Source organism: Burkholderia sp. Bp8963 (assembly GCF_003854275.1).
Lineage (GTDB): Bacteria > Pseudomonadota > Gammaproteobacteria > Burkholderiales > Burkholderiaceae > Burkholderia.
The window spans coordinates 17,222-43,123 of the sequence record NZ_QTQP01000043.1 but is presented as its reverse complement, the minus strand read 5'-3'; the positions used below and the strand labels follow the sequence as shown (position 1 = coordinate 43,123).

25 protein-coding genes and 1 tRNA gene are annotated in these 25,902 nt (G+C 64.4%); 25 read left to right on the top strand and 1 reads right to left on the bottom strand.

Annotated elements, in window-relative coordinates; all coding sequences use genetic code 11:
- The first annotated feature begins 149 nt into the window (after window positions 1–149).
- Entirely contained in the window at window positions 150–1,694 is a 1,545-nt protein-coding gene (locus tag DID96_RS28295) for a 2-isopropylmalate synthase (protein ID WP_124602550.1), read from the top strand.
- A gap of 112 nt (window positions 1,695–1,806) precedes the next feature.
- Here the strand turns inward: DID96_RS28295 and DID96_RS28290 are convergent, their stop codons facing one another.
- A complete protein-coding gene (locus tag DID96_RS28290) occupies window positions 1,807–2,319 on the bottom strand; it encodes a hypothetical protein (RefSeq protein ID WP_124602535.1) in 513 nt (170 codons plus the stop codon).
- Between the two features lie 174 nt (window positions 2,320–2,493).
- Between DID96_RS28290 and DID96_RS28285 the strand changes: the two genes are divergently transcribed.
- The 24 genes from DID96_RS28285 to DID96_RS28170 all read left to right on the top strand — a co-directional run bounded on the left by DID96_RS28285 (window position 2,494) and on the right by DID96_RS28170 (window position 25,852).
- On the top strand, window positions 2,494–3,753 hold the full coding sequence (locus tag DID96_RS28285; RefSeq protein WP_124602534.1) for a branched-chain amino acid ABC transporter substrate-binding protein: 1,260 nt from the start codon (window positions 2,494–2,496) through the stop codon (window positions 3,751–3,753).
- Between the two features lie 106 nt (window positions 3,754–3,859).
- Entirely contained in the window at window positions 3,860–4,129 is a 270-nt protein-coding gene (rpsO, locus tag DID96_RS28280; protein WP_006398792.1) for a 30S ribosomal protein S15, read from the top strand.
- A gap of 291 nt (window positions 4,130–4,420) precedes the next feature.
- On the top strand, window positions 4,421–6,568 hold the full coding sequence (gene pnp / locus DID96_RS28275) for a polyribonucleotide nucleotidyltransferase (protein WP_124602533.1): 2,148 nt from the start codon (window positions 4,421–4,423) through the stop codon (window positions 6,566–6,568).
- Between the two features lie 174 nt (window positions 6,569–6,742).
- The gene (locus tag DID96_RS28270; protein ID WP_124602532.1) at window positions 6,743–7,762 is read left to right on the top strand and encodes an NAD(P)H-quinone oxidoreductase; all 1,020 of its coding nucleotides are present in this window, start codon (window positions 6,743–6,745) and stop codon (window positions 7,760–7,762) included.
- A 117-nt stretch (window positions 7,763–7,879) separates the two neighbouring features.
- Window positions 7,880–8,635 (top strand): triose-phosphate isomerase, encoded by a 756-nt coding sequence (gene tpiA / locus DID96_RS28265; protein ID WP_124602531.1) that lies wholly within the window; start codon window positions 7,880–7,882, stop codon window positions 8,633–8,635.
- A gap of 73 nt (window positions 8,636–8,708) precedes the next feature.
- Window positions 8,709–9,086, top strand: a complete 378-nt coding sequence (secG, locus tag DID96_RS28260) for a preprotein translocase subunit SecG (RefSeq protein ID WP_124602530.1) — start codon at window positions 8,709–8,711, stop codon at window positions 9,084–9,086.
- 111 nt (window positions 9,087–9,197) lie between these two features.
- Window positions 9,198–9,282: transfer RNA gene (locus DID96_RS28255), tRNA-Leu, on the top strand.
- A 154-nt stretch (window positions 9,283–9,436) separates the two neighbouring features.
- Window positions 9,437–9,796: an NADH-quinone oxidoreductase subunit A gene (locus DID96_RS28250; RefSeq protein ID WP_124602529.1), complete on the top strand. Its 360-nt coding sequence runs from the start codon at window positions 9,437–9,439 to the stop codon at window positions 9,794–9,796.
- Between the two features lie 62 nt (window positions 9,797–9,858).
- Window positions 9,859–10,338: an NADH-quinone oxidoreductase subunit B family protein gene (locus DID96_RS28245; protein ID WP_006398799.1), complete on the top strand. Its 480-nt coding sequence runs from the start codon at window positions 9,859–9,861 to the stop codon at window positions 10,336–10,338.
- 21 nt (window positions 10,339–10,359) lie between these two features.
- Window positions 10,360–10,962: an NADH-quinone oxidoreductase subunit C gene (locus tag DID96_RS28240; RefSeq protein WP_124602528.1), complete on the top strand. Its 603-nt coding sequence runs from the start codon at window positions 10,360–10,362 to the stop codon at window positions 10,960–10,962.
- A gap of 9 nt (window positions 10,963–10,971) precedes the next feature.
- Entirely contained in the window at window positions 10,972–12,225 is a 1,254-nt protein-coding gene (locus DID96_RS28235) for an NADH-quinone oxidoreductase subunit D (RefSeq protein ID WP_059613076.1), read from the top strand.
- Between the two features lie 183 nt (window positions 12,226–12,408).
- Window positions 12,409–12,894, top strand: coding sequence for an NADH-quinone oxidoreductase subunit NuoE (nuoE, locus tag DID96_RS28230; RefSeq protein WP_009694121.1), 486 nt, complete (start codon window positions 12,409–12,411; stop codon window positions 12,892–12,894).
- Window positions 12,891–14,213, top strand: a complete 1,323-nt coding sequence (gene nuoF / locus DID96_RS28225) for an NADH-quinone oxidoreductase subunit NuoF (protein WP_124602527.1) — start codon at window positions 12,891–12,893, stop codon at window positions 14,211–14,213. Before nuoE ends, nuoF begins: the two co-directional genes overlap by 4 nt.
- 83 nt (window positions 14,214–14,296) lie before the next feature.
- A complete protein-coding gene (nuoG, locus tag DID96_RS28220; RefSeq protein ID WP_124602526.1) occupies window positions 14,297–16,624 on the top strand; it encodes an NADH-quinone oxidoreductase subunit NuoG in 2,328 nt (775 codons plus the stop codon).
- Entirely contained in the window at window positions 16,625–17,689 is a 1,065-nt protein-coding gene (nuoH, locus tag DID96_RS28215) for an NADH-quinone oxidoreductase subunit NuoH (RefSeq protein ID WP_124602525.1), read from the top strand.
- 15 nt (window positions 17,690–17,704) lie between these two features.
- Window positions 17,705–18,193 carry an NADH-quinone oxidoreductase subunit NuoI gene (gene nuoI, locus DID96_RS28210; RefSeq protein WP_010091199.1) on the top strand — a complete coding sequence of 163 codons (489 nt, stop codon included), beginning with the start codon at window positions 17,705–17,707 and terminating at the stop codon, window positions 18,191–18,193.
- Window positions 18,194–18,308: 115 nt separating this feature from the next.
- Window positions 18,309–18,962, top strand: a complete 654-nt coding sequence (locus DID96_RS28205) for an NADH-quinone oxidoreductase subunit J (protein WP_124602524.1) — start codon at window positions 18,309–18,311, stop codon at window positions 18,960–18,962.
- A 16-nt stretch (window positions 18,963–18,978) separates the two neighbouring features.
- Window positions 18,979–19,284, top strand: coding sequence for an NADH-quinone oxidoreductase subunit NuoK (gene nuoK, locus DID96_RS28200; RefSeq protein WP_004185739.1), 306 nt, complete (start codon window positions 18,979–18,981; stop codon window positions 19,282–19,284).
- 17 nt (window positions 19,285–19,301) lie between these two features.
- A complete protein-coding gene (nuoL, locus tag DID96_RS28195) occupies window positions 19,302–21,356 on the top strand; it encodes an NADH-quinone oxidoreductase subunit L (RefSeq protein WP_124602523.1) in 2,055 nt (684 codons plus the stop codon).
- Window positions 21,357–21,374: 18 nt separating this feature from the next.
- Complete coding sequence (locus DID96_RS28190) at window positions 21,375–22,865, top strand: NADH-quinone oxidoreductase subunit M (protein WP_124602522.1); 1,491 nt, start codon at window positions 21,375–21,377, stop codon at window positions 22,863–22,865.
- A gap of 39 nt (window positions 22,866–22,904) precedes the next feature.
- Entirely contained in the window at window positions 22,905–24,359 is a 1,455-nt protein-coding gene (gene nuoN, locus DID96_RS28185; protein WP_185732381.1) for an NADH-quinone oxidoreductase subunit NuoN, read from the top strand.
- Entirely contained in the window at window positions 24,359–24,655 is a 297-nt protein-coding gene (locus DID96_RS28180) for a DUF2818 family protein (protein ID WP_124602520.1), read from the top strand. Before nuoN ends, DID96_RS28180 begins: the two co-directional genes overlap by 1 nt.
- Before the next feature lie 50 nt (window positions 24,656–24,705).
- Complete coding sequence (locus DID96_RS28175; RefSeq protein ID WP_124602519.1) at window positions 24,706–25,296, top strand: NUDIX domain-containing protein; 591 nt, start codon at window positions 24,706–24,708, stop codon at window positions 25,294–25,296.
- A gap of 133 nt (window positions 25,297–25,429) precedes the next feature.
- Window positions 25,430–25,852, top strand: a complete 423-nt coding sequence (locus DID96_RS28170) for a DUF1178 family protein (RefSeq protein WP_124602518.1) — start codon at window positions 25,430–25,432, stop codon at window positions 25,850–25,852.
- The last annotated feature ends 50 nt before the right edge of the window (window positions 25,853–25,902 follow it).

Below are 25,902 nucleotides of genomic sequence, written 5' to 3'. Positions count from 1 at the left end.
CCGGTGCGCCGCTACGCGCGCTAGCGCTAGCGCGCCTGCCGCGCTGACCGTTTTCGCCCCCCGTCCAGGCTCGTCTGCTGTTCAGCGTCGCCAACGGTGGCGCGAATCCATCTCGTTGTACCCCCGAACAAAGAGCCTTGGAGCCCCCCATGACAGACAAGCTGATCATTTTCGATACGACGTTGCGTGACGGCGAGCAGTCGCCCGGCGCGTCGATGACGAAGGAAGAGAAGATCCGGATCGCGAAGCACCTTGAACGGATGAAGGTCGACGTGATCGAGGCCGGCTTCGCCGCCAGCTCGAACGGCGACTTCGACGCGATCCATACGATCGCGGGCCTCGTGAAGGACAGCACGATCTGCTCGCTGGCGCGGGCGAACGACAAGGACATCCAGCGTGCGGCCGACGCGCTGAAGCCGGCCAGCAGCTTCCGGATCCACACGTTCATCGCGACGTCGCCGCTGCACATGGAAAAGAAGCTGCGCATGACGCCGGACCAGGTGTTCGAGCAGGCGCGCCTCGCGGTGCGCTTCGCGCGCAAGTTCACCGACAACGTCGAGTTCTCGCCGGAAGACGGCAGCCGCTCGGACATGGATTTCCTGTGCCGCGTGCTGGAAGCCGTGATCGCCGAAGGGGCGACGACGATCAACATCGCCGACACGGTCGGCTACGGCGTGCCGGAGCTGTACGGCAATCTCGTGAAGACGCTGCGCGAGCGCATTCCGAACTCGGACAAGGCGATCTTCTCGGTGCACTGCCATAACGACCTCGGCATGGCGGTCGCGAACTCGCTCGCCGGCGTGAAGATCGGCGGTGCGCGCCAGGTCGAATGCACGATCAACGGTCTCGGCGAGCGCGCGGGCAATACGTCGCTCGAGGAAATCGTGATGGCGGTGAAGACCCGCAAGGACTATTTCGGTCTCGACGTCGGCATCGACACGACGCAGATCGTGCCGACGTCGAAGCTCGTGTCGCAGATCACCGGCTTCGTCGTACAGCCGAACAAGGCGGTGGTCGGCGCGAACGCGTTCGCGCATGCGTCGGGCATCCACCAGGACGGCGTGCTGAAGGCGCGCGACACCTACGAGATCATGCGCGCGGAAGATGTGGGCTGGACCGCGAACAAGATCGTGCTCGGCAAGCTGTCGGGCCGCAACGCGTTCAAGCAGCGTCTGCAGGAGCTCGGCATCGCGCTCGACAGCGAAGCCGACCTGAACGCCGCGTTCATGCGCTTCAAGGATCTGGCCGACCGCAAGGCGGAGATCTTCGACGAGGACATCATCGCGATCGTGTCCGAGGAGGCCGCGCAAGCCGCCGAGCAGGAGCACTTCAAGTTCGTGTCGCTCGCGCAGCATTCGGAGACGGGCGAGCAGCCGCACGCGAAGATCGTGTTTGCGGTCGAGGGGAAGGAAGTGACCGGCGAAGCGCGCGGCAACGGCCCGGTCGACGCGACGTTCAATGCGATCGAGGGCGAGGTCGGCAGCGGCTCCGAGCTGCTGCTGTACTCGGTCAACGCGATCACGACCGGCACGCAGGCGCAGGGCGAAGTGACCGTGCGCCTGTCGAAGAGCGGGCGGATCGTCAATGGCGTCGGCACCGATCCGGATATCGTCGCGGCGTCCGCGAAGGCCTACATCTCGGCGCTCAACAAGCTGCAAGCGAAGGACGACAAGGTCAATCCGCAGCGCTCGTAAGCGCGTCGCGCGTGATCGAAACGCCCCGTGCGGCCGTGTGCCGCCGGGGCGTTTTCATTGGGCGCTCACTCGGCGGCCGGCGCGTGTCACGTCGACGATCACCGCCGCGCGATCAGAAGAGATTGCGGCGGTCGGGGTCGTGCAGCGGGTCGGGCGTTTTCTGCGTGAGCCGCAGGATGCCCTGGCTGTCGAAATAGAAGCTGTACATCATGTACCAGACGTTGTCCTCCAGATAACGGTAGGTCCACGCCTCGCGCTTCATCAGCGGGAAGTACGACGTCTCGACCGGGCGGCCGAAATTGACGAGCACGTCGGTCTTGGTCCACTTGCCGATTTCCGCCCGGTAGAACTCGTTCGGCTGCAGCACCTGGCGCACGCTGACGATCTTGCCGGCGCCGTCGACGTCGGCCGCGACGGTGACCTCGCCCATCGGCTGGGTCGGCCACATCAGGCGTTTGCCGCCGCCGGGCAGGTCGTAGATCTCGCGCGGCGGGCCCATGCGCGCGACGATCGCCGACTGGTCCTGGCCAGCCTGATATTGCTGCCACGGCTGCGCGCAACCGGCGAAGAGCGCCACAGTGCAGGCGAGCAGCACCGGCAGACGCGCGGGAATGCGAATACGCATGGGGTTCTCCAGAAACACGGGAATAGGGCTGTTGTATCACGGACCGCGCACACCGGCACACCGTCGGGGAAAATCGGTGCGGGATCACCGGCCGGCGTCCGCGCTTGCCGTCGCCGGCCCGGCGGGCCTATGATCCGCGCTTCTCGTTCGGATTCGGGGGGGGGCAGGAAACCGATGCAGGTCTGGAAGCGTTGCGCGCTCGCATGGAGCGCAGGATGGCTGGTCGCGACGTCCGCGTTCGCGGCTGGCGAGCCCGTGCGGGTCGCGCTGATCGAGGGCATGTCCGGCCCGTTCGCGAACGCGGGTGCCGCGGTCGAGCGCAACCTGCGGTTCGGCGTCGAGCAGGTCAATGCGGCCGGCGGCGTGAAGCTGCGCGACGGCGCGCATCCGCTCGAACTCGTCGTGCTCGACAGCAAGGGCAGCCCGGAAGAGGCGCTCGTGCAACTGCGTGCGGCGGAGGACCGGCACATCGGCTTCGTCGCGCAGGGCAACAGCTCGGCGGTCGCGGCCGCGCTCGTGGCTGCGCTGGACAAGCAGAACGCGCGCAATCCGGACGCCCGGATGCTGTTCGTCAACTACTCGGCCGATGACCCGGCGCTGACCGGCGCACGCTGCAGCTTCTGGCATTTCCGCTTCGACGCGCACGCGGGGATGCGGATGGCGGCGCTCGCCGACGTGATCGCGCGCGACCGCGCGCTGCGCAAGGTCTACCTGCTGAACCAGGACTACAGCTTCGGCCACGACGTCAGCACGCTCGCGCGGCAGGCGCTCGCCGCACGGCGGCCAGACGTCGCGGTGGTCGGCGACGAGTTCCATCCGATCGGGCGGATCAAGGATTTCGCGCCGTACGTCGCGAAGATCCGCGCAAGCGGCGCGGACGCGGTCGTCACCGGCAACTGGGGCAACGACCTGACGCTGCTCGTGAAGGCCGCGCGCGAGCAGGGGCTGAACGCGAAGTTCTACACGTTCTATGGCAACAGCCTCGGTGCGCCGGCGGCGCTTGGCGACGCAGGCGTCGGGCGCGTGGTCGCCGTCGCGGACTGGCATCCGAACGCGGGTGGCACGAAGTCGGATGCGTTCTATCGTGCGTTCCGGACCCGTTTCCCGGCCGTGCAGGACGACTACCCGGTGCTGCGGATGAGCCTGATGATCGAGATGCTGGCGGCCGCGATGAACCGCGCGGGCTCCGCCGATCCGGTAGCCGTCGCGCGTGCGCTCGAGGGGCTGTCGTTCGACAACGGCTTTCATGCGTCGACGATGCGCGCGCAGGATCACCAACTGATTCAGCCCCTTTATGTGATGGACATGGACAGGGTCGGCACGCCGGGCGTGCGCTTCGACAACGAGGGCTCGGGCTACGGCTTTCGCACGGTGCTGGCGGTGCCGGCGCAGCGCACGGAGATGCCGTCCACGTGCTCGATGACGCGGCCATGACAAACCGGTTCGGCGCGGTGAAGACTTGTGTTACAATGCCCGCCGGTTGTAAATCACGGCACGGCCATTCTTCCGTGTCCGCCTGTTCAGTCAGAAAGGAAATCAAATGTCTGTCGCAGATATCAAGAAGTCGGAAGTCGTTGCTCAGTTCGCACGTGGCACCAATGACACGGGTTCGCCCGAAGTCCAGGTCGCACTGCTGACCGCGCGCATCGTGGAACTGACGGGTCACTTCAAGACCCACGCGAAGGATCACCACAGCCGCCGCGGCCTGCTGCGCATGGTGAGCCGCCGCCGCAAGCTGCTCGACTACCTCAAGGGCAAGGATGCCGACCGTTACCGCGCACTGATCGAGAAGCTGGGTCTGCGTAAGTAAGCGGCGCGATTGCCGTCAGCAAGATGCCTGTGTCAGTGCGCTGATACAGGCATTTTGTTTTTGCGCGGTGCGTAGCGTCACACGCACCGCGGGCTGTCCGGCCGTTTGCTGCCGGGCCGCCCGAACGGCCGATACCGGGGTCGGGATTTGTGTCATTCCAGCGCGGTGCTGCGCAAGCGCCACGCTGGAATGGCATAAAAAACACACCTTGCTCCGGGTGATTCGGCCGGGACGCCGCCGCATCGGTTTGCCGGCGCGGCGAATGTTATGAACGAATCGAAAGGAGCAACCATGTCCATGTTCAACAAGGTCGTGAAGGAATTCCAGTGGGGCCAGCACAAGGTGCGCCTCGAAACCGGTGAAGTCGCGCGCCAGGCAAGCGGCGCCGTGATCGTCGACGTCGAAGACACCGTCGTGCTCGCGACCGTCGTCGGCGCGAAGTCGGCGAAGCCGGGCCAGGATTTCTTCCCGCTGACCGTCGACTACATCGAGAAGACCTACTCGGCCGGCAAGATTCCGGGCGGCTTCTTCCGTCGCGAAGGCCGTCCGTCGGAGCACGAGACGCTGACGTCGCGCCTGATCGACCGTCCGCTGCGCCCGCTGTTCCCGGAAGGCTTCTACAACGAAGTGCAGGTCGTGATCCACGTGCTGTCCGTGAACCCGGAAATCCCGGCGGACATCCCCGCACTGATCGGCGCATCGGCTGCGCTCGCCATTTCGGGCCTGCCGTTCAACGGCCCGGTCGGCGCTGCGCGCGTCGCCTATATCAATAGCGAATACGTGCTGAACCCGACGCGCGAGCAGATCAAGGCGTCGAGCATGGACCTCGTCGTCGCCGGTACGGAACGCGCGGTGCTGATGGTCGAATCGGAAGCCGACCAGCTGCCGGAAGACGTGATGCTGGGCGCGGTCGTGTTCGGCCACGAGCAGATGCAGACGGCGATCGACGCGATCCACGAACTCGTGCGCGAAGGCGGCAAGGCAGAGTGGGACTGGCAGCCGGCGCCGAAGAACGAGGCGCTGATTGCGCGCGTGACCGAACTGGCGCAGAACGACCTGCTCGCCGCTTACCAGCTCCGCGACAAGCAAGCCCGCTCGGCGAAGCTGAAGGAAGTCTACTCGGCGACTTCGGCGAAGCTCGAGGAAGACGCTCAGGCGGCCGGTACGGTCGCGGCCGACAAGGCCACCGTCGGCAACGTCCTGTTCGACATCGAGGCAAAGATCGTCCGGTCGCAGATCCTGAACGGCGAACCGCGCATCGACGGCCGCGACACGCGCACCGTGCGTCCGATCGAGATCCGCACGGGCGTGCTGCCGCGCACCCACGGTTCGGCGCTGTTCACGCGCGGCGAAACGCAGGCGCTGGTCGTCGCGACGCTCGGCACGAAGGGTGACGAGCAGATCATCGACGCGCTCGAAGGCGAATACCGCGACCGCTTCATGCTCCACTACAACATGCCCCCGTTCGCGACCGGCGAAACGGGGCGCGTCGGCTCGCCGAAGCGCCGCGAAATCGGCCACGGCCGCCTCGCCAAGCGCGCGCTCGTCGCGTGCCTGCCGAGCGCCGACGAATTCGGCTACTCGATCCGCGTCGTGTCGGAAATCACCGAGTCGAACGGTTCGTCGTCGATGGCGTCGGTGTGCGGCGGCTGCCTCGCGCTGATGGATGCCGGCGTGCCGATGAAGGCGCACGTCGCGGGCATCGCGATGGGCCTGATCCTCGAGGGCAACAAGTTTGCCGTGCTGACCGACATCCTCGGCGACGAAGATCACCTCGGCGACATGGACTTCAAGGTGGCCGGTACGGAGCAAGGTGTGACCGCGCTGCAGATGGACATCAAGATCCAGGGCATCACGAAGGAAATCATGCAGGTCGCGCTCGCGCAGGCGAAGGAAGGCCGCATGCACATCCTCGGCAAGATGACGGAAGCGGTCTCGGGTGCGAACACGCAGCTGTCGGAATTTGCGCCGCGCATGATCACGATCAAGATCAACCCGGAAAAGATCCGCGACGTGATCGGCAAGGGCGGTTCGGTGATCCGCGCGCTGACCGAAGAAACGGGCACGACGATCGACATCTCGGATGACGGCGTCGTGACGATCGCGAGCACGAACAGCGAAGGCATGGCCGAAGCGAAGAAGCGCATCGAGAACATCACGGCCGAGATCGAAGTCGGCCAGGTGTACGAAGGCACGGTGCTGAAGCTGCTCGATTTCGGTGCGATCGTGAACCTGCTGCCGGGCAAGGATGGCCTGCTGCACATCTCGGAAATCGTCAACGAGCGTGTGAAGGACATCAACGACTACCTGAAGGAAGGCCAGCACGTGAAGGTCAAGGTCATCCAGACGGACGAGAAGGGTCGCGTGCGTCTGTCGGCCAAGGCGCTCCTGAACGAAGCGGCGGCAGCGTCGCAAGCGGATACGCCGCCGCAGCAGTAAGCGGACGGCGGGTTCGAACGGCCGGCTGCGCGAAAGCGCGCCGGCCGTTTTTTCTGTAGGATCGTGCGCGTGCAGCAGGCCCGTCATGCAGCAGGCACGCATAGCGGCGCCTGCGATGCGTCCCATGCCTGCGGGCGGGGCGCGCAATTCGAACCCGATCCTGGAGCGACGTACATGAAAGCCATCGAAATCACCGAATTCGGCGCCCCCGAAGTCCTGAAGCTCGCCGAGCGTCCGCGCCCCGAGCCGCAGCGCGGCGAAGTGCTGATCAAGGTGGCGGCGTCCGGCATCAACCGTCCGGACGTGTTCCAGCGCAAGGGCGCATATGCGCCGCCGCCGGGTGCGTCGGACCTGCCGGGCCTCGAGGTCGCGGGCGAGATCGTCGGCGGCGACCTGTCCGATCCTGCGCTCAATCCGTTCGGCCTGAAACTCGGCGATCGCGTCTGTGCGCTGCTCGCGGGCGGCGGCTACGCGGAATACGCGGTCGCGCCGCTGCCGCAATGCCTGCCGGTGCCGGATGGGTTGACCGACATCGAGGCCGCGTCGCTGCCGGAGACGTATTTCACTGTGTGGAGCAACGTGTTCGACCGCGCGCAGCTCGGCGCGGGCGAGGGCGGCGCGCAGGAAACGCTGCTCGTGCAGGGCGGCTCGAGCGGCATCGGCGTGACGGCGATCCAGATCGCGCACGCGCTCGGCTTCCGCGTGCTCGCGACGGCCGGCAATGCCGACAAGTGCCGCGCGTGCGAGGCGCTGGGTGCCGAGCGCGCAATCAACTACAAGACCGAGGATTTCGTCGAAGTCGTGAAGTCGCTGACGCACGATCGCGGCGTCGACGTGATTCTCGACATGGTCGCGGGCGCGTATGTGCCGCGCGAGCTCTCCGCGCTTGCGGACGGCGGCCGTCTCGTGCTGATCGCACTGCTCGGCGGCGCGAAGGCCGAGATCAACCTGAACGAGATCCTGCGTCGCCGGCTGACGGTGACCGGCTCGACGCTGCGGCCGCGCCCGGTCGAGTTCAAGGCGCGCATCGCCGCGCAACTGAAGGCGCGCGTGTGGCCGCTGCTCGCCGACGGTCGCATCAAGCCCGTGATCTACCGCGTGCTGCCTGCCGCGGAGGCCGCGCAGGCGCATGCGCTGATGGAAAGCGGCGAACATATCGGCAAGATCGTGCTCGATTGGGGCGCGAACAGTTGATCGGTACTTGACATGCGCGGTTTGACCGGTTCAAGCGCGCCGCAGTAAAATCGCCGGTTTGCTTCGCCAGATCAAACCTGACGGCCGGTTACCGGCCCGTCGATGACGGGACAAACGATGTCGAAACAGAGAACAAAGCGTGTGATCGGCAACTGGAAGATGCACGGCCGGCTGGCCGGCAACCAGGCATTGCTGAACGAAGTGGTGCTGGGCGCGGAATCGGTGCCGGCAGAAACGGCGATCGGCGTGTGCGTGCCGTTCCCGTATCTCGCGCAGGTTCAGGGCCAGCTCGACGGCGGCCGCATCGCGTGGGGCGCGCAGGACGTATCCGCACACGAGCAGGGCGCATATACGGGCGAGGTCGCCGCGGCGATGATCGCGGAATTCGGTGCGCGCTATGCGATCGTCGGTCACTCGGAGCGCCGCGCGTATCACGGCGAGCGCAACGAAGCGGTCGCCGCGAAGACGCAGCGTGCGCTCGCGGCCGGCCTGACGCCGGTCGTGTGCGTCGGCGAGACGCTCGGCGAGCGTGAGGCGGGGGCGACCGAGCAGGTCGTCGGCGCGCAGCTCGACGCGGTGCTGGCCGTGCTGTCGACCGACGAGGCCGCGCGCATCGTCGTCGCGTACGAACCGGTCTGGGCGATCGGTACGGGCAAGAGCGCGACGTCGGCGCAGGCGCAGCAGGTGCACGCGTTCCTGCGCGCCCGGCTCGCGGCGAAGGGCGCGGCCGACGTGTCGGTGCTGTATGGTGGCAGCGTGAAGCCGGACAACGCGGAAGAGCTGTTCGCGCAGCCGGACATCGACGGCGGCCTGATCGGCGGCGCGTCGCTGAAGGCGGAAGATTTTCTGGCGATCTGCCGGGCCGCGCGCTGAGCGGGCCGGGATCGAATTGAACCATGACGGCGGCCCGCGCAAGCGGGTCGCCTGATCCATTCGGGTGGGTGTGATGCTGTATTTGAAAACGCTGATTATTGTGGTGCAGGTGCTGTCTGCACTTGGTGTGATTGGTCTCGTGCTGCTGCAGCACGGCAAGGGTGCCGATATGGGGGCTGCATTCGGCAGCGGCGCGTCGGGCAGCCTGTTCGGTGCGACGGGCTCCGCGAACTTCCTGTCGCGCACGACCGCCGTGCTGGCGACGCTCTTCTTCGTTGCGACGCTCGCGCTGACCTACCTCGGTTCGTACAAGTCGCAGCCGTCCGTTGGCGTGCTCGGCGCTGCGGCAACCGCGCCGGCACCGGCATCGGCAGCGTCCGCGCCGGCCGTTGCGGCATCCGCGGCTGCGGGTTCGGCTGCACGTGCGCCGGGCCAGGACGTCCCGAAATAAAAATTTAAAATTTTTGCGTTTGTGCGTTGAACAATTCTGGCGGTCAGGTTAGAATTTAATTCTTGAAGCGATTCGCGGGAAACAGCAGTTACAACCCGAGTTGCATGCAGTGCCGACGTGGTGAAATTGGTAGACACGCTATCTTGAGGGGGTAGTGGCGAAAGCTGTGCGAGTTCGAGTCTCGCCGTCGGCACCAAAGTTACTCAATGCCAGCCGCTTCACGTGGCTGGCATTTTTCATTTGTGGGGTACGCTTGCGGTTGTCTTGCGATCGCAGGTAGTCCGAAATGATTCCTTCCGCCGGATAGTGTTATTCTCCGGACGCTCAGAACCAACCGATAGAGGATTGCCTTGAACCTCGCAGCCTATTACCCCGTCTTGTTGTTCCTCCTTGTGGGCACTGGTTTAGGTATAGCGCTGGTCAGTATCGGCAAGCTTCTCGGTCCCAGCAGGCCCGACGTCGAAAAAAACGCGCCATACGAATGCGGCTTTGAAGCCTTCGAGGATGCGCGGATGAAGTTCGATGTCCGGTACTACCTCGTCGCCATCCTGTTCATCATCTTCGATCTCGAAACCGCGTTCCTGTTTCCGTGGGGCGTCGCGCTGCGCGATATTGGCTGGCCCGGTTTCATCGCAATGATGATTTTTCTGCTCGAATTCCTGCTGGGCTTTGCCTACATCTGGAAGAAAGGCGGCCTCGACTGGGAGTGATGGGTTAATCGCCGGTTTGCATGGGTGGCCACGCTCGGTCGCCCGTCTGGAGTGGAAAGCAAATGAGTATCGAAGGGGTCTTGAAGGAAGGGTTTGTCACCACTACGGCTGACAAGCTGATCAACTGGACGCGCACGGGCTCGCTGTGGCCGATGACGTTCGGGCTCGCGTGTTGCGCCGTCGAGATGATGCATGCGGGCGCGGCCCGCTACGATCTGGACCGGTTCGGGGTCGTGTTCCGTCCGAGCCCGCGCCAGTCGGACGTGATGATCGTCGCCGGCACGCTCTGCAACAAGATGGCGCCCGCGCTGCGCCGCGTCTACGACCAGATGGCCGAGCCGCGCTGGGTGATCTCGATGGGGTCGTGCGCGAACGGCGGCGGCTACTACCACTACTCGTATTCGGTGGTGCGCGGCTGCGATCGAATCGTGCCGGTCGACGTCTACGTGCCGGGCTGTCCGCCGACGGCCGAGGCGCTGGTCTACGGCGTGATCCAGCTGCAGGCGAAGATTCGCCGCACCAACACCATCGCCCGTCAATAAAGCCCCGAGCGTCCCCTCAATATGGCAAGCAAAATCGAGACCCTCAAGGCGAACCTCGAAGCCGCGCTCGGCGCGCGCGTGGTGAGCCTCACCGAAGCAGTCGGTGAACTGACGCTCGTCGTGAAGGCGAGCGATTACCTCGAAGTCGCAAAGACGCTGCGCGACGATCCGAAGCTCCGTTTCGAGCAGCTGATCGACCTGTGCGGCATCGACTACCAGACGTACGGCGACGGTGCATACGACGGCCCGCGCTTCGCGGCCGTGTCGCACCTGCTGTCGGTGACGAACAACTGGCGCCTGCGCGTGCGCGTGTTCGCACCGGACGATGATCTGCCGATCGTGCCGTCGGTCGTCGACATCTGGACCTCCGCGAACTGGTACGAGCGCGAAGCGTTCGACCTGTACGGCCTCGTGTTCGAAGGCCACCCGGACCTGCGCCGCCTCCTGACCGACTACGGCTTCATCGGCCACCCGTTCCGCAAGGACTTCCCGGTGTCGGGCTACGTCGAAATGCGCTACGACCCGGAAGAGAAGCGGGTCGTCTACCAGCCGGTGACCATCGAGCCGCGCGAAATCACGCCGCGCGTGATCCGCGAGGATCGCTATGGCGGTCTGAAACATTAAGAGGGCGTCATGGCAGACATCAAGAACTACACGCTCAACTTCGGCCCGCAGCACCCGGCAGCGCACGGCGTGCTGCGCCTCGTGCTCGAGCTCGACGGCGAAGTCATCCAGCGTGCCGATCCGCACATCGGCCTGCTGCACCGCGCGACCGAAAAGCTCGCGGAATCCAAGACCTTCATCCAGTCCGTGCCGTACATGGACCGTCTCGACTATGTGTCGATGATGGTCAACGAGCACGGCTACGTGCTCGCGATCGAGAAGCTGCTCGGCATCGATGTGCCGGAGCGCGCGCAGTACATCCGCGTGCTATTCGACGAAATCACGCGCGTGCTGAACCACCTGATGTGGATCGGCGCGCACGCGCTCGACGTCGGCGCGATGGCTGTGTTCCTCTACGCGTTCCGCGAGCGCGAAGACCTGATGGACGTGTACGAAGCGGTGTCCGGCGCCCGGATGCACGCGGCCTACTACCGCCCGGGCGGCGTCTATCGCGATCTGCCTGACGCAATGCCGCAATACAAGGCGTCCAAGATTCGCAACGAGAAGGCGCTCGCGAAGATGAACGAGGCGCGCCAGGGTTCGGTGCTCGACTTCATCGACGATTTCTTCACGCGCTTCCCGAAGTGCGTCGACGAATACGAAACGCTCTTGACCGACAACCGGATCTGGAAGCAGCGTCTCGTCGGCATCGGCGTCGTCAGCCCGGAACGTGCGCTGCAGATGGGCCTGACGGGCCCGATGCTGCGCGGCTCGGGCATCGCGTGGGACCTGCGCAAGAAGCAGCCGTACGAAGTGTACGATCGCATGGACTTCGACGTGCCGGTCGGCGTGAACGGCGACTGCTACGACCGCTATCTGGTGCGTGTCGAGGAAATGCGTCAGTCGGTGCGTATCGCGAAACAATGTATTGAGTGGCTCCGCAAGAATCCGGGCCCCGTGATGACGGACAATCACAAGGTTGCGCCGCCGTCGCGCGTCGGCATGAAGACGAACATGGAGGACCTGATCCACCATTTCAAGCTCTTCACCGAAGGTTTTCACGTGCCGGAAGGCGAAGCGTATGCGGCGGTCGAGCATCCGAAGGGCGAATTCGGCATCTATCTGGTGTCGGACGGCGCGAACAAGCCGTACCGCCTGAAGATCCGCGCACCGGGCTTCGCGCATCTCGCGTCGCTCGACGAAATGGCGCGCGGCCACATGATTGCTGACGCCGTCACGATCATCGGTACGCAGGACATCGTGTTCGGCGAAATCGATCGCTAATGGTTGCGCCGCCCGCGACGCGGGCGGCGAGCAGCAAGTCACACGCGAAGTCACATGCGGTATGCGCTGAACCGGCGCGGCTTCGCAAGCTGTCAACAGAGTGAGCGCCAGGTCTGCCGTCCATGCACCCCAGTGTGCGGCAGGTTGTTCGTTCGGTAGGAATTGAAAGAGTCGTGTCTGAAAATGATCTCAGCTGAAGGCCTGAAGGAAATCGATCGAGCGTTGACGAAGTATCCCGCCGATCAGAAACAGTCCGCCGTGATGTCGGCGTTGGCCGTTGCTCAGGAAGAGCATGGCTGGCTGTCGCCCGAACTGATGCAGTTCGTCGCGGACTATCTCGGCATGCCGGCCGTCGCCGTGCAGGAAGTCGCGACGTTCTACACGATGTACGAGCTCAAGCCTGTCGGCAAGCACAAGATCACGCTCTGCACGAACCTGCCGTGCCAGCTCGGTCCGCACGGCGGCGCGGAAGCGACTGCCGATTACCTGAAACAGAAGCTCGGCATCGACTTCGGCGAAACCACGCCGGACGGCAAGTTCACGCTGAAGGAAGGCGAATGCATGGGCTCGTGCGGCGATGCACCGGTGCTGCTGGTGAACAATCACAGAATGTGCAGCTTCATGAGCCGCGAGAAGATCGACCAGCTGCTTGAGGAGCTCTCGAAATGACGTCCCTCCACGACCGTCACATCAAACCGCTGATCCTCGCTGGTCTGAACGGCGAGAACTGGCATCTCGAAGATTACGTTGCGCGCGGCGGCTACAAGCAGCTGCGCCGCATTCTCGAAGAAAAAATCCCGCCCGAGCAGGTGATCGCCGACGTCAAGGCGTCGGGCCTGCGCGGCCGCGGCGGCGCGGGCTTCCCGACCGGCCTGAAGTGGAGCTTCATGCCGCGTCAGTTCCCGGGGCAGAAGTACCTCGTCTGCAACTCGGACGAAGGCGAGCCGGGCACGTTCAAGGATCGCGACATCCTGCGCTGGAACCCGCACGCGCTGATCGAAGGCATGGCCATCGGCGCGTACGCGATGGGCATCACCGTCGGCTACAACTACATCCACGGCGAGATCTTCGAAGTGTATCGACGCTTCGAGGCCGCGCTCGAGGAAGCGCGCAAGGCGGGCTTCCTGGGCGACAACATCATGGGCTCGGAATTCTCGTTCCAGCTGCACGCGCACCACGGTTACGGCGCGTACATCTGCGGCGAGGAAACGGCGCTGCTCGAGTCGCTCGAAGGCAAGAAGGGCCAGCCGCGCTTCAAGCCGCCGTTCCCGGCGAGCTTCGGCGTGTACGGCAAGCCGACCACGATCAACAACACCGAGACGTTCGCCGCGGTGCCGTTCCTGCTGACCATCGGCCCGCAGAACTACCTCGAGATCGGCAAGCCGAACAACGGCGGCACGAAGATCTTCTCGGTGTCGGGCGACGTCGAGCGTCCGGGCAACTACGAAGTGCCGCTCGGCACGCCGTTCGCGACGCTGATGGAGCTCGCCGGCGGGATGCGCGGCGGCAAGAAGATCAAGGCCGTGATTCCGGGCGGCTCGTCCGCGCCGGTGATCCCGGGCGACATCATGATGCAGACCGACCTCGACTACGACTCGATAGCGAAGGCGGGTTCGATGCTCGGTTCGGGTGCGGTGATCGTGATGGACGAGACGCGCTGCATGGTGCGCTCGCTGCTGCGCCTGTCGTACTTCTACTACGAGGAATCGTGCGGCCAGTGCACGCCGTGCCGCGAAGGCACGGGCTGGCTGTATCGCGTCGTGAATCGCATCGAGCATGGCGAAGGCCGCCAGGAAGACCTGGACCTGCTGAATTCGGTGGCCGAGAACATCATGGGCCGCACGATCTGCGCGCTCGGCGATGCGGCGGCGATGCCGGTGCGCGGGATGCTCAAGCACTACTGGGACGAATTCGCGTACCACGTCGAGCACAAGCACTGCATGGTCGGCGGTCACACGCACGCGGCAACGGCCGCGGCGGCTGCCTGAAGCGATACCCGGTTGCGGAATTTGAGCGCGCGGTCGAGCGAATGCGCGAACGAGCGGAAATAGGTTAAGGACCATTCACCATCATGGTTGAACTTGAAATAGACGGCAAGAAGGTCGAGGTGCCCGAAGGCAGCATGGTGATCCAGGCTGCGCACAAGGCGGACAAGTACATTCCTCACTTCTGCTATCACAAGAAACTGTCGGTTGCGGCCAACTGCCGGATGTGTCTCGTCGAAGTCGAGAAGATGCCGAAGGCCGTGCCTGCCTGCGCGACCCCCGTGTCGGCCGGCATGATCGTCCACACCCAGTCCGACAAGGCGGTGAAGGCGCAGCAGTCGGTGATGGAATTCCTCCTCATCAACCACCCGCTCGATTGCCCGATCTGCGACCAGGGCGGCGAATGCCAGCTGCAGGATCTCGCGGTCGGCTACGGCAAGTCGTCGTCGCGCTACAGCGAAGAGAAGCGCGTGGTGTTCCACAAGAACGTGGGCCCGCTGATCTCGATGGAAGAGATGTCGCGCTGCATCCACTGCACGCGCTGCGTCCGCTTCGGCCAGGAAATCGCCGGCGTGATGGAGTTCGGCATGCTGGGCCGCGGCGAGCACTCGGAAATCACGACGTTCGTCGGCAAGACGGTCGATTCCGAGCTGTCGGGCAACATGATCGACCTGTGCCCGGTCGGCGCGCTGACCAGCAAGCCGTTCCGCTACAGCGCCCGTACGTGGGAACTGTCGCGCCGCAAGTCGGTGAGCCCGCACGATTCCGTCGGCGCGAACCTCGTCGTACAGGTGAAGAACAACCGCGTGATGCGCGTGCTGCCGTTCGAGAACGAAGCGATCAACGAGTGCTGGATCTCGGACAAGGACCGTTTCTCGTACGAAGGCCTCAACAGCGAAGAGCGCCTGACCAAGCCGATGCTGAAGCAGGGCGGCCAGTGGATCGAGACCGACTGGCAGACCGCGCTCGAATACGTCGCGAAGGGCCTGAAGGGCATCGCCGCGGATCACGGCGCAAATGCGCTGGCGATGCTCGCGAGCGCGCACAGCACTGCTGAAGAGCTGTTCCTCGTGAAGCAGCTCGCGAATGAACTGAAGACGCCGAACGTCGATTTCCGTCTGCGCCAGCAGGATTTCTCGGCACCGGTCCAGGGCGCGCCGTGGCTCGGCATGCCGATCGCCGACCTGTCGAACCTGAACGCCGCATTCGTCGTCGGTTCGATGCTGCGCCGCGACCATCCGCTGTTTGCCGCGCGCCTGCGTCAGGCCGCGAAGAGCGGTGCGAAGCTGCACTTCCTGCACGCGACCGGCGACGACGCACTGATCCCGACCGCGCAACGCATCGTTGCCGCGCCGTCGGCATGGCTCGACGAACTGGCCGGCGTGGCCGCAGCCGTCGCGCAACTGCGCGGCGTCGCGCTGCCCGACACGCTCGCGGGCGTCACGGCATCGCCGGCCGCCCAGGCTGTCGCGCAATCGCTCGCGAACGGCGAGCGCCGCGCGGTGCTTCTCGGCAACGCGGCGGTCCGTCACCCGGAATTCGCGAAGCTCCACGCGATCGCACAGTGGATCGCCGACAACACCGGTGCGACGTTCGGTTTCCTGACCGAAGCGGCGAACACGGTCGGCGCGCACGTCGTCAACGCGCTGCCGGGCGAAGGCGGCCTGAACGCGCGCGAAGCGTTCGCGCAGCCGCGCAAGGGCTACGTGCTGCTGAACGTGGAACCGGAATTCGACACCGTCGATCCGGCGCAGGCGCTCGCCGCACTGAACCAGGCGGAAATGGTCGTCGTGATGTCGCCGTTCAAGCATGGCCTCGACTATGCGGACGTGCTGCTGCCGATCGCGCCGTTCACCGAGACGTCCGGCACGTTCGTCAACGCGGAAGGCACGGTGCAGAGCTTCAATGGCGTCGTGCGCCCGCTCGGCGACACGCGTCCGGCCTGGAAGGTGCTGCGCGTGCTGGGCAGCCTGCTCGGCCTGCCGAACTTCGAATACGAAACCGCTGAAGAAGTGCGCGTGGCCGCACTCGGCGACGCGGGCGTCGCGGGCCGGCTGTCGAACAAGACGGCAACCGCACCGTCGCGTGCTGCGCTGCCGGCGAACGGCAGCTTCGAGCGCCTCGCCGACGTGCCGATCTATCACGCCGACGCACTCGTGCGCCGCGCGGGTGCGCTGCACCTGACGGCGGCCGCGAAGTTGGCGAACGCCGCAGGCCTGCCGGCTGCGCTGTTCGACAAGCTGGGCCTGAAGGATGGCGACGCGGTGCGCGTGCGCCAGGGTGATCGTACGGTGCAGTTGCCGGCCGTGCGTGACGAAAATCTTGCGGAGACGGTCGTTCGCGTGTCGGCGGCAACGCCTGCCGGCGCGGCGCTCGGCAGCCTGTCCGGTGAACTGGTGGTGGAGAAGGCGTAAATGAGCTTGTTCGATACGATCAACTCGGGCGGAGCCCAGCTTCTCGGCGTCGCATGGCCGACGGTGTGGGCGCTCGTGCGCATCCTCGTCGTCGCCGTCGTGATCCTGCTGTGCGTTGCGTACCTGATTCTGTGGGAACGCAAGCTGATCGGCTGGATCCACGTGCGTCTCGGCCCGAACCGCGTCGGCCCCGCCGGCCTGCTGCAGCCGATCGCCGACGTGCTGAAGCTGCTGCTGAAGGAAGTGATCCAGCCGACCGCCGCAAGCCGCTGGCTGTACCTGATCGCACCGGTGATGACCGTGGTGCCCGCATTCGCGGTGTGGGCGGTGATCCCGTTCCAGGCCGAAGCGGTGCTCGCGAACATCAACGCAGGCCTGCTGTACGCGATGGCGATCTCGTCGGTCGGCGTGTATGCGGTGATTCTCGCCGGCTGGGCGTCGAACTCGAAGTACGCGTTCCTCGGCGCGATGCGCGCGGCGGCACAGATGGTGTCGTACGAAATCTCGATGGGTTTCGCGCTGGTGCTCGTGCTGATGACGGCCGGCAGCCTGAACCTGTCGGAGATCGTCGGCTCGCAGCAGCACGGCTTCTTCGCAGGCCACGGCGTCAACTTCCTGTCGTGGAACTGGCTGCCGCTGCTGCCGGCGTGCGTCGTCTACTTCATCTCGGGCATCGCCGAAACGAACCGCCACCCGTTCGACGTGGTGGAAGGGGAGTCGGAAATCGTTGCCGGTCACATGATCGATTACTCGGGCATGGCGTTCGCGCTGTTCTTCCTCGCCGAGTACATCAACATGATCGTGATCTCGGCACTGACCGCGACGCTGTTCCTCGGCGGCTGGGACGCTCCGTTCGAATTTCTGTCGTTCATCCCGGGCATCTTCTGGCTGGTGCTGAAAGTCTTCGCGCTGCTGTCGGTGTTCATCTGGGTCCGTGCGACGTTCCCGCGTTACCGTTACGACCAGATCATGCGTCTGGGCTGGAAGGTGTTCCTGCCGGTGACCGTGATCTGGGTGGTCGTGGTCGGCTTCTGGATCATGTCGCCGCTCAACATCTGGAAATAAAGGTCGGACGAAATCATGACGGCAATCCAACATTTCTTTAAGACCTTCTTCCTGACCGAGCTGCTGAAGGGGCTCGCGCTGACCGGGCGTTACGCGTTCCGACGCAAGTTCACCGTGCAGTTCCCGGAAGAGAAGACGCCGATTTCGCCGCGTTTCCGCGGGCTGCACGCGCTGCGCCGCTACGAGAACGGCGAAGAGCGCTGCATCGCGTGCAAGCTCTGCGAAGCCGTGTGCCCGGCGATGGCGATCACGATCGAATCGGAAACGCGCGCGGACAACACGCGCCGCACGACGCGCTACGACATCGACCTGACGAAGTGCATCTTCTGCGGTTTCTGCGAAGAGAGCTGCCCGGTCGACTCGATCGTCGAGACGCAGATTCTCGAGTACCACGGCGAAAAGCGCGGCGATCTCTACTTCACGAAGGAAATGCTGCTCGCGGTGGGCGATCGCTACGAGAAGGACATCGCAGCGGCAAAGGCTGCCGACGCGCCGTATCGTTGATTGTGTATGGAGTGCCGGCCCGACACGTGCGGGCCGAGCCGCCGCGACGGGTGCGGCACGCGACCTGCGTTTCGCAAGCCGCGCCTGACTATGGCCTAACGATGAACCGGTAATCATGGAATTCACGACCGTACTGTTCTACATCTTCGCGCTGCTCCTGGTGGTATCAGGGCTGAAGGTGATCACTTCGCGCAACCCGGTGGCGTCTGCGCTTTTCCTTGTGCTGGCGTTCTTCAACGCCGCTGCGATCTGGATGCTGCTGGAAGCGGAGTTCCTCGCGATCCTGCTGGTGCTGGTCTACGTGGGCGCCGTGATGGTGCTGTTCCTGTTCGTCGTGATGATGCTCGACATCAACATCGACTTCCTGCGGCGCGACTTCAAGAAGTTCGTGCCGATGGCGACCGTCGTCGGCGCGATCATCGTCGTCGAGACCGCGCTGATCCTGTGGCGCGGCTACGGCGCGACGGAAGCGCCGGTCCATGCGATGGCGTCGGGCGCGTACACCGGCTGGGCGAACACGCGCCTGATCGGCAAGATCATCTACACCGACTACATCTTCGCGTTCGAAATTGCGGGCCTCGTGCTGCTCGTCGCGATCATCGCCGCAGTCGCGCTGACCGAGCGCAAGGGCAAGGACAGCAAGCGCCAGCGCGTGTCGGATCAGGTCAAGGTGCGTCGCAACGACCGCGTGCGCCTCGTGAAGATGGAAGCGGACAAGCCGCAGCCCGAAACGGCCCAGAGCGAAGCCGGCACGAGCGCCAACAGCTAAGCGGAGGATAGGAAAAATGTTGACTCTTGCTCATTACCTCGTGCTCGGCGCGATCCTGTTTGCGATCGCCATCGTCGGGATCTTCCTGAACCGCCGCAACATCATCATCATCCTGATGGCGATCGAACTGATGCTGCTCGCGGTGAACACCAACTTCGTCGCGTTCTCGCACTACCTCGGCGACGTGCACGGCCAGATCTTCGTGTTCTTCGTGCTGACCGTCGCCGCAGCGGAAGCCGCGATCGGTCTCGCGATTCTGGTGACCCTGTTCCGCAAGCTCGACACGATCAATGTCGAGGATCTCGATCAGCTCAAAGGTTAATTTCAGGCAACGCTGTTATGTCAACGACACTCAATGAAAACCTGCTGCTGGCGATTCCGCTCGCTCCGCTGGCCGGCTCGCTGATTGCGGGGCTGTTCGGGAACGCAGTCGGGCGCAAGGGCGCACACCGGATCACGATCCTCGGCGTAATGATCGCGTTCCTCCTGTCGGCGATAGTCTTCGTCGACGTGATGGGCGGCGCGAGCTTCAACGCGACCGTCTACGAATGGATGAACGTCGGCTCGCTGAAGATGGAAGTCGGCTTCCTCGTCGATTCGCTGACCGCGATGATGATGGTCGTCGTGACCTTCGTCTCGCTGATGGTGCACATCTACACGATCGGCTACATGTCGGAAGAGGACGGCTACCAGCGCTTCTTCTCGTACATCTCGCTGTTCACGTTCTCGATGCTGATGCTCGTGATGAGCAACAACTTCCTGCAGCTGTTCTTCGGCTGGGAAGCGGTGGGTCTGGTGTCGTACCTGCTGATCGGCTTCTACTTCACGCGTGAGAGCGCGATCTACGCGAACATGAAGGCGTTCCTCGTGAACCGCGTCGGCGACTTCGGCTTCCTGCTCGGCATCGGCCTGCTGCTCGCGTTCGCGGGTTCGATGAATTACGGCGAAGTGTTCGCGAAGCGCGCGGAACTCGCGAGCCTGCACTTCCCGGGCACCGACTGGGGCCTGCTGACCGTCGCCTGCATCTGCCTGTTCATCGGCGCGATGGGCAAGTCGGCACAGTTCCCGCTGCACGTGTGGCTGCCGGACTCGATGGAAGGCCCGACCCCGATCTCGGCGCTGATTCACGCGGCGACGATGGTGACGGCCGGCATCTTCATGGTCACGCGCATGTCGCCGCTGTTCGAGCTGTCGGACACCGCGCTGTCGTTCATCACGGTGATCGGCGCGATCACGGCGCTGTTCATGGGCTTCCTCGGCATCGTCCAGAACGACATCAAGCGCGTCGTCGCGTATTCGACGCTGTCGCAGCTCGGCTACATGACGGTTGCGCTCGGCGTGTCCGCTTACCCGGTCGCCGTGTTCCACCTGATGACGCACGCGTTCTTCAAGGCGCTGCTGTTCCTCGGCGCGGGTTCGGTGATCATCGGCATGCACCATGACCAGGACATGCGCAACATGGGTGGCCTGCGCAAGTACATGCCGATCACGTGGATCACGTCGCTCGTCGGTTCGCTCGCGCTGATCGGCACGCCGTTCTTCTCGGGCTTCTACTCGAAGGACTCGATCATCGACGCGGTGAAGCTGTCGCACCTGCCGGGTTCGGGCTTCGCGTACTTCGCAGTCGTCGCGAGCGTGTTCGTCACGGCGCTGTACTCGTTCCGCATGTACTTCCTCGTGTTCCACGGTGAGGAGCGCTTCCGCAAGCCGAAGCATCCGGAATCGCCGATGGGCGCGGCGGCCGCGCACGGTCATGACGATCACGGCCACGGCCACGGTCACGACGACCACGCGCACGAGCCGCACGAGACCCCGTGGGTCGTGTGGGTGCCGCTGGTCCTGCTCGCGATTCCGTCGGTGATCATCGGTGCGTTTGCGGTCGGCCCGATGCTGTTCGGCGACTTCTTCCAGCATGGCGTGGCGTTCGAGAAGGTGATCTTCATCGGCGAAAACCACCCGGCGCTCGAGGAAATGGGCCATGAGTTCACCAACTGGTGGTCGATGGGCCTGCACTCGGTGTCCGGCCTGCCGGTGTACCTCGCGCTCGCCGGCGTCGTCGTCGCATGGTTCCTGTACCTGAAGCGTCCGGAACTGCCGGCGTCGATCCGTCGCGCGTTCGGTCCGATCTACACGCTGCTGGACAACAAGTACTACATGGACAAGATCAACGAAGTGGTGTTCGCCCGCGGTTCGGTAGCGATCGGCCGCGGCCTGTGGAAGGAGGGCGACGTCGTCGTGATCGACGGCCTCGTCAATGGCAGCGCCCGGTTCATCGGCTGGTTCGCCGGTGTGATCCGCTTCCTCCAATCCGGTTACATCTATCACTACGCGTTCGCCATGATCATCGGCATGCTGGGGCTCCTGACCCTGTTTGTAACGCTCGGCGGCAAATAAGGCGGGGGGACAAGAACAATGCACGCTTTTCCGATTCTCAGTACCGCGATCTGGTTGCCGATCGTCTTCGGCCTCCTCGTGCTCGCGGTGGGTAACGATAAAAATCCGGGGCCGGCACGCTGGCTCGCGTTGATCGGCTCGCTGCTCGGGCTCGCGGTGACGATTCCGCTCGTCACCGGCTTCGATGCCAGCACGGCCGCGCTGCAGTTCGTCGAGCAGTCGACGTGGATCGAGCGCTTCAACATCACGTATCACCTCGGCGTCGACGGCATCTCGATGTGGTTCGTCGTGCTGACCGCGTTGATCACCGTGGTCGTCGTGATCGCGGGCTGGGAAGTGATCACCGAGCACGTGGCGCAGTACCTGGCGGCATTCCTGATCTTGTCGGGGATCATGGTCGGCGTGTTCTCGTCGGCCGACGGCCTGCTGTTCTACGTGTTCTTCGAGGCGACGCTGATCCCGATGTACATCATCATCGGGGTGTGGGGCGGCCCGAACCGCGTGTACGCGGCGTTCAAGTTCTTCCTGTACACGCTCGCCGGCTCGCTGCTGATGCTGGTCGCGCTGATCTACCTGTACACGGAAACGCACTCGTTCGACCTCGCGACGTGGCAGAACGCGAAGATCGCGATGACGCCGCAGATCATGCTGTTCATTGCGTTCTTCCTCGCGTTCGCGGTGAAGGTGCCGATGTGGCCGGTGCACACCTGGCTGCCGGACGCGCACGTGGAAGCGCCGACGGGCGGCTCGGTCGTGCTGGCGGCGATCATGCTGAAGCTCGGCGCGTACGGTTTCCTGCGCTTCTCGCTGCCGATCACGCCTGACGCAAGCCACTTCCTGGCGCCCGTCGTGATCACGCTGTCGCTGATCGCGGTGATCTACATCGGCCTCGTCGCGATGGTGCAGGCCGACATGAAGAAGCTGGTCGCGTATTCGTCGATCGCGCACATGGGCTTCGTCACGCTCGGCTTCTTCATCTTCAACCAGCTCGGCGTCGAAGGCGCGATCGTGCAGATGATCTCGCACGGCTTCGTGTCGGGCGCGATGTTCCTCTGCATCGGCGTGCTGTACGACCGCGTGCACTCGCGCGAGATCTCGGCCTACGGCGGCGTCGTGAACGTGATGCCGAAGTTCGCGGCATTCGCGATGCTGTTCTCGATGGCCAACTGCGGCCTGCCGGGTACGTCGGGTTTCGTCGGCGAGTTCATGGTGATCCTCGCGTCGGTCCAGTACAACTTCTGGATCGCGTTCGGCGCGGCGTTCACGCTGATCCTCGGCGCAGCCTACACGCTGTGGATGTACAAGCGCGTGTACTTCGGCGCGGTTGCGAACGATCACGTCGCGAAGCTCAAGGACATCAACCGCCGCGAGTTCACGATGCTGGCGATTCTCGCCGCCTTTACGATGCTGATGGGCCTGTATCCGAAGCCCTTCACCGACGTGATGCACGTTTCCGTGGAGAACCTCCTCTCTCACGTCGCGCAGTCGAAGCTGCCGCTGGCCCAGTAAGCGCGAGCGGAGGAAATCAAGATCATGCAAAACGCTCCTATGAATGTCCTGTTGCCTGACGCGCTGGTGATGGCCGCCATCGTCGTCGCATGGCTGAACGACACCTTTACCGGCGCGGCCGGCCGCCGCCTGACCTACCTGATCGCGGTGGTGTCGTCGGTGGTCGCCGGCGTCTGGTTCGCCGTGCAGGCGCTCGACCCGCAGCAGTACTACTTCTTCTCGAAGATGATCGTCGTCGACTCGTTCGCGAGTCTGATGAAGGCCGTCGTGTCGTTCGGCTTCGCGGTGACGCTCGTCTATTCGCGCAAGTACCTCGAAGATCGCGACCTGTTCCGCGGCGACGTGTTCCTGCTCGGCATGTTCTCGCTGCTCGGCCAGCTGGTCATGGTGTCGGGCAACAACTTCCTGACGCTGTATCTTGGTCTGGAACTGATGTCGCTGTCGCTGTACGCGGTCATCGCACTGCGTCGCGATGCGGCGCAGTCGAGCGAAGCCGCGATGAAGTACTACGTGCTGGGCGCGCTCGCGTCGGGCTTCGTGCTGTACGGCATCTCGATGCTCTACGGCGCGACCGGCTCGCTCGAGCTGGGCGAGGTGTACAAGGCCGTCGAAGGCAACACCGATCCGGCCGTGCTGATGTTCGGCGTGATCTTCATCGTCGCCGGTGTCGCGTTCAAGCTCGGCGCCGTGCCGTTCCACATGTGGGTGCCGGACGTCTACCAGGGCGCACCGACCGCGATGACGCTGTTCGTCGGCGGCGGCCCGAAGGTCGCGGCTTTCGGCTGGGGTCTGCGCTTCCTGGTGATGGGCCTGCTGCCGCTCGCGCAGAACTGGCAGACGGCGCTCGTGATCCTCGCCGCGTTGTCGCTGATCGTCGGCAACATCACCGGTATCGTCCAGCGCAACATCAAGCGGATGCTCGCGTACTCGGCGATCTCGAACATGGGCTTCGTGCTGCTCGGCCTGCTCGCGGGCATCGTGAAGGGCGACGCGACGGCACCGGCGAGCGCATACAGCTCGGCGATGTTCTACGCGATCGTGTACCTGATCACGACGCTCGGCTCGTTCGGTGTGGTCATGCTGCTCGCCCGCCGCGATTTCGAAGCGGAAACGATCGACGACTTCAAGGGCCTGAACAAGCGCAGCCCGGTGTTCGCGTTCGTGATGATGGTGATGATGTTCTCGCTGGCCGGCATCCCGCCGACCGTCGGCTTCTATGCGAAGCTCGCGGTGCTCGAGGCGACCGTCAACGCGGGCCTCACGTGGCTGGCCGTGCTTGCGGTGATCACGTCGCTGTTCGGCGCGTTCTACTACCTGCGCATCGTCAAGCTGATGTACTTCGATGCACCGCAGGATTCGACGCCGATCACCGGCGATTTCTGCAAGCGCACGATCCTGGCGCTGAACGGCGTCGCGGTCGTCGTGCTCGGCCTGATCCCGAGCCCGCTGCTGACGGCCTGCCTGCAGGCAGTTCGTCACACGCTGCCGCTCTAATGTCGGCAGCCGGCTGGTTTATCGTGCTGTTGGCGCTCGCGGGCGCCAACCTGCCGTTCCTGAACCAACGCCTCTTCGCCGTCGTGCCGCTCGGTGCGACGAAGAAGAGCGCGTGGGTGCGGATCGGCGAGCTGATCGTGCTGTACTTCGTCGTCGGCGCGCTCGGCTTCTGGCTCGAATCGCGCGCCGGCAACCGTTTTGAACAAGGCTGGCAGTTTTACGCGATCACGTTCAGTCTCTTCATCGTGTTCGCGTTTCCCGGCTTCACGTTCCAGTATCTCGTCAAACGACGCTGACGGCACAGGGCCTGTTTCCCTGGCCGTCGCGCTCAACCTTGGAGCCGCCGATGGCCGAATTGCCGAATCACGACGCCGCACTGACCGAAACGTGTCTCGAAAGCGAGGCCATCTTCGACGGCGCGTTCCTCAAGCTCAAGCGTGACACTGTGCGCCTGCCCGACGGCAAGCACGCCACGCGCGAATACGTGCAGCACCCGGGCGCGGTGATGGTGATCCCGCTGTTCGACGACGGCCGCGTGCTGATGGAAAGCCAGTACCGCTACCCGATCGGCAAGGTGATGGCCGAATTCCCGGCCGGCAAGCTCGACCCGAACGAAGGGGCGCTCGCGTGCGCGGTGCGCGAGCTGCGCGAAGAAACGGGCTATACCGCGCGCGAATACGTGTTCCTCGCGCGAATTCACCCGATCATTTCCTACTCGACCGAGTTCATCGACCTGTATCTCGCGCGTGGCCTGACGGCCGGCGAGCGCAAGCTCGACGACGGCGAATTCCTCGAGACCTTCACCGCGACGCTGCCGGACGTGCTTGAATGGGTGCGGACCGGCCAGATCACCGACGTGAAGACGATCATCGGCACGATGTGGCTCGAAAAGGCACTGTCCGGCACCTGGCCGCTCGGCCCGGCAGTCACGCCCTGACGGTTTCAGCGGTCGCGGGAACGCCGCGCTACAATTTGATGACACGGCGCCGCGGCGCCGTCGGATTCTGATTTAGCACGATCGTTCACAAAATCGCTTTTTGCGCTACACTCGTCAAACGCCCTGATTCAGCATGAAGGTCCTCGATTTACAGTGCCCGCACGGTCATCGGTTCGAAGGCTGGTTCGCTTCCGCCGATGAATTCGAAGCGCAGTTGTCCCGCAAGCTGGTCGAATGTCCGGTGTGCGGGGCGACCGAGGTCAGCCGCATGCCGTCCGCGCCGCGCCTGAACCTGTCGGGCGCGACGCAGGCGAAGCCGGCCGATCCGCGCGCGCTGCAGGCGCAGGTGATGCGCGCGCTGCGCGAGGTACTGGAGAAGACCGAGAACGTGGGCGAGCGCTTTGCCGAGGAAGCGCGGCGCATCCATTACAACGAAGCGCCGGCGCGCAGCATCCGGGGCGTCACGACGCCCGAGGATGCGCAAGCCTTGGTTGAAGAAGGCATCGACGTGATGCCGCTGCCGATTCCTGCCGCGCTGAAAGAACCGCTGCAATAAGCCTGCGCAGCGTGTCCTTGCCGGGCCGGTCGGCCGCGGCGAGGAGACAC